Below are 4331 nucleotides of genomic sequence, written 5' to 3' on the forward strand. Positions count from 1 at the left end.
GCGTAGGCGCCGGCGCCCGGCCCGCCCGCCTGGATCGCGTCGGCGACCGCCGCCGCGTTGCGGGTCGTGGCGATGGCGGAGAGCGCCACGTCGTTGCGGGTCAGGTTCAGATCGACCGCGGTCGGCTCGTAGCGGAGCGTCGGCGTCAGGAAGGCGAAGTTCGATGTCGCGCCGGAAAACCGCCCCGACACGCCCCCGGCCGCATCGAGGATCGCGTAGCGGGTGCGCGGGCCGTAGCTGCCGGCTTGGGCCAGCACCTGCACCGTTCCGCCCGCGAGCGTGGCGGTTCCGGCCACCGCGAGGCGGTCGGACCGGCCGGCGGCGTCGGCCTCGACCTGATAGGCCGAGCCCGCCGCGAAGGCGGCGCTGCCCGCGACCGTCAGGGTGCCGATCGAATGGCCCGGCGCCACCGTGCCGCCCGGCAGGACGGCGAGCCCCCCCACCGTGCCCGAGCCGCCGAGCCGGCCGCCGGCGACGGTGACCGTCGAGACGAGCGAGCCGTCCACGGTCAGGGTTCCGCCGTTGACGAGGGTCGGGCCGGCATAGGTGTCGGTGCCGCCCAGCCGCAGGGCGCCGCTGCCGTTCTTGATCAGGCCGCCGGGGCCGGAGATGTCGTTGTTCCAGCTGTCGCTCGCGCCGTAGCCGCCCTGCGACGCGTCCATGGTCACGGAGACGGTGCTGGCGAAGGCGCCGTAGCCGTCGTTGGCGGCGTAGAGGTTGATCCGTCCCCAGCCGCCGTAGGTGTTCCCGTCGAGAAGCGGATACCCCGAGGGCAGGCCGGTGCTCGCCAGCACGTCCGTCCGCTGGGCGTCGGTCAGGTAGGGGAAGCGGGTGAGGAGCAGGACCTGCGCCTGGACCGGGACCTCCGCGGCGGTCATCGCGGCCTGCGGGCCCGTCGGCTGGAAGCCGTAGGTCATCCGCGCGCGGTAGTTCGCCCTGTTCTGCGCGGGGTCGCCGAAGGGGTCGGCGGCGCTCGACGCAGCCGCCACGCAGGCGCCCACGCTCGCGGCCCCGCAGGAGGCCGCGAGGTAGGACTGGGTCTGCCGGTAGGCTTCGTAGACCGCGTAGGCCGCGGCGTTGGCGGGGTTGGTCCAATCGAGCCGGTTGCCGCTCGCGTCGTAGAGCGCGGCGTAGATGTTCGTGGCGGCGATCGCGGTGGCCTCCATGCGGCCGCCCATCACGTCGAGGGGCGAGTGCATGCCGGCGAGGATGCGGTCGTTGCCGAGGTCGGCGGCGCGGGCGAGCAGTTCCTGGAACTGCTGCGGCACCAGGAAGCCGACGCCGAGCGCCTGGAGCGTGCCGGAATTGGTATGGCCGCTCGGAAAGGCGCCGTCCGCGTAAGGGTTGGTGCCGTTGATGATCGGCTGGAGCAGGGCGGGCACGCTGACGGAGGTCGAGACGCGGTAGGGCCGCGGCGCGGTGCCGACGCCCGGCAGGTAGTCGCCGACGCCGAAGGTGGCCGGGGTGAAGGTGCCCGCCGCATCGAAGCTGCCGACGTTCGGCGCGGTGAGCGGCCTTCCGCCGTTGGCGTCGATCATCGCCCGGGTCACGGTGAAGCCGCGGACCCAGGACGCCGTGGTGCCGTAGACGGCGGGGACGGGGAAGCTCGACAGGTAGGCCGGGACGACGAGGCTCGCGGTGTCGGACGCCCTCAGCGCGGTCCGGTTCGTGATCGCGTTGTAGTTGCCGTAGCGGGGGTCCAGCGGGTCAACGGCCGGCGTCGCGCCCTGGTAGCGCTCGAAGATCCGCTTGGCCGGCTCGGTCGAGCCGTTCGCCCGGACCACGTTGTTGATGAAGCTCACCGCCGCGGCGAGCGGCGTCGCGGTTCCGTTGCCGAAGGTGGTCGACCCGGCGCTAGCACCGGTGCCCAGGCCGATGTCGGCCGCGTATTCGGACAGCGTCGGCGCGGCGTAGGTGGTGGGCGTCAGACGCGCGGGCGTCGTCCCGCCGAACGAGGCGCCGGCGCCCGCGAGATACAGGCCGGTCAGCGGCCCGAGGCCGTTGAGCACGCTGTAGGGCTGCGCGGTCCGGTCGTCGCGCACCGCCGCAAGCGTCTGGTCGGCGGTGCGCGCCTGCGTCATCGTCGCGACGGTCTGGTAGTTCTGCGTCAGCACCGCGGGGTCGCCCGTCAGGAGCCGCCCATAGCTGTCGAACAAGCGGTCGAGGACGGTGCCCGGACTCACGGACGTGCTGTTGGGAAAGCCCGGCGCCGGCCCTGCCGGAAACGCCTGCGCGTCCGCACGGGCCGGCAGGAGGACGGTCGCGCCGAGGAGGGCGGCCTTGAGCGGAACGCGCATGGAGGGTCCATTCAAGCGGCGGGGGTCGAAACGGATGACCGGGCGATCGCGCGCCCTGGGCCGCCGGCCCAGTAGAACGCGCGCTCCAGTTGTATCGATGACGTATTCTGCACCCGAGCCGTCAGGTTTCGCCGGGTGATGCCGATGCGGGCGCCGGTGCGACGCCCGTTTCGTCGCTCTGTGCTTGCGGTCACGCTTATCCAGCGGCCGTGTACGTCTTGTGACGGCCCTTCCATCCGGTCGCGAATACCCGGCCTCCGGGTTCGCCGCGGGCGATCGTCTTGGCCGATACGCTGGTCGCGCGGCCGGTGCCGGTGCCGCCGCGGCGGGCTCCGGGATCCGTGCGTCGGCCGGGCGGCCGTGGAAAGCGTCGGAATCGAACCGCCCTGCGCCTCCGGCTGTTGACGCCGGCCCGGGACGCGGCCCAACACCGACGCCGTCACCGGACCCGGAACCAGGAACGCATGAGCGACGGCGTCGAGCTGATCCGATCGGGCACGCCGGTCTTCCGCCGCACGGCGCTGGCGCTGGCGGCGGCCGGGTTCTCCACCTTCGCGGTGCTCTACGGCGTGCAGCCTCTGCTGCCGGTCTATGCCGACGATTTCGGCGTGTCGCCGGCCGAGAGCAGCCTCGCCCTGTCGCTGCCCTGCGGGGTGCTGGCGGTGGCGCTGCTCTTCGTCAGCCCGATTTCCGAGGTGCTCGGCCGCAAGCCGGTGATGCTGGTCTCGCTCTTCGCCTCCGCCCTCCTCACGATCGTCGCCGCGCTGGTGCCGAGCTGGCACGGGTTCCTGGTGCTGCGCGCGCTGACCGGCCTCGCCGCGAGCGGGTTGCCGGCGGTGGCGATGGCCTATCTCGGCGAGGAGATGGACGGGCGCTCGATCGGCCTGTCGATGGGCCTGCTCGTCGGCGGCAACGCGGTCGGCGGGATGTGCGGGCGGCTGATCGCCGGCATCATCGCCGACCACGCCTCGTGGCGGCTCGGGATCGGCACCATCGGCGTTCTGGCGCTGGTCGCGGCCTTCGCGTTCTGGTGGGCGCTGCCGCCCTCGCGCAGCTTCGTCGCCCACCCGATGCGCTGGCGCGAGGTGCCCGGCACCTTCGGCCAGCACTTCCGCGATCCCGGCCTGCCGTGGCTGTTCGCGGAAGCCTTCCTGCTGATGGGCGGCTTCGTATGCGTCTACAACTACATCGGCTTCCGCCTGCTCGACCCGCCGTTCTCGCTGAGCCAGACCGCGATCGGCGCGATCTTCGTCGTCTACCTGTTCGGCACGATGAGCTCGACGCTCACCGGCGAGGTCGCGAGCCGGCTCGGGCGGCGCAAGGTGCTGTGGCTGGCGATCACCGTGGCGATCGCCGGCATCCTGATGACACTGTCGCAGAGCCTGTGGCTCGTCGTGCTCGGCATCGTCGTCGTCACCATCGGCTTCTTCGGCGCCCATTCGGTGGCGAGCAGCTGGATCGGCCGCCGCGCCCTGCGCGATCGCGCCCAAGCCTCGGCGGTGTACCTGTCGCTGTACTACCTCGGCTCGTCGGTGCTCGGCACGATGGGCGGCTGGTTCTTCGCCCATTCCGGCTGGACCGGCGTGGTGGCGTTCGTCGGCCTGCTCTACGGGCTGGCGCTCGCCGTCGCGCTCCGGCTCTCGCGCCTCGCGCCGCTGGTGCCGGCGCCCTGAGGGAGGATCCCATGAGCGCCCCCACGCGCCGCCACGAGACCCACGTCGCCGACCGGTTCGGCGCGCAGGCCGCGTCCTACGTCGCGAGCGCGGTCCACGCCGCCGGCGCCGACCTCGACCGCATCGCCGAGCGCATGCGAACGGTGCGCCCGGCCCGCGCCCTCGATCTCGGCTGCGGCGGCGGCCACGTCGCCTTCGCGATGGCGCCGCATGCCGGCACGGTCACCGCGCTCGACCTCTCGCCCGACATGCTCGCCACCGAATGGGCGCCGAAGAAGCCGATGGTGACGACGACGATGCCGAGCACGACGAGCCACAGGCTCTGCGACAGTGTCATCAGGATGCCGGCGATCGCCACGGT

At 72.7% G+C, this 4331-nt stretch carries 3 protein-coding genes; 2 read left to right on the forward strand and 1 reads right to left on the reverse strand.

All coding sequences use genetic code 11. From position 1 onward, the window contains the following. On the reverse strand, nt 1-2297 hold a 2297-nt coding region (locus tag FV230_RS25275; protein WP_147844352.1), incomplete at its 3' end, for an autotransporter-associated beta strand repeat-containing protein. 464 nt (nt 2298-2761) lie between these two features. Between FV230_RS25275 and FV230_RS25280 the strand changes: the two genes are divergently transcribed. Together FV230_RS25280 and FV230_RS25285 are read left to right on the forward strand one after the other, a co-directional pair. Then, entirely contained in the window at nt 2762-3970 is a 1209-nt protein-coding gene (locus FV230_RS25280) for an MFS transporter (protein WP_147844353.1), read from the forward strand. An 11-nt stretch (nt 3971-3981) separates the two neighbouring features. Further along, nucleotides 3982-4331 (forward strand): class I SAM-dependent methyltransferase (locus FV230_RS25285; RefSeq protein ID WP_147844354.1); only part of this gene is annotated, 350 nt, incomplete at its 3' end.

Origin of the sequence: Methylobacterium sp. WL6, assembly GCF_008040095.1 — a bacterium.
In the GTDB taxonomy this organism is placed as follows: Bacteria; Pseudomonadota; Alphaproteobacteria; order Rhizobiales; family Beijerinckiaceae; genus Methylobacterium.

Bases quoted from the DNA above. Each gene is read 5' to 3' on its own strand.
- FV230_RS25280 (WP_147844353.1), top strand. From the start codon at position 2,762: ATGAGCGACGGCGTCGAGCTGATCCGATCGGGCACGCCGGTCTTCCGC.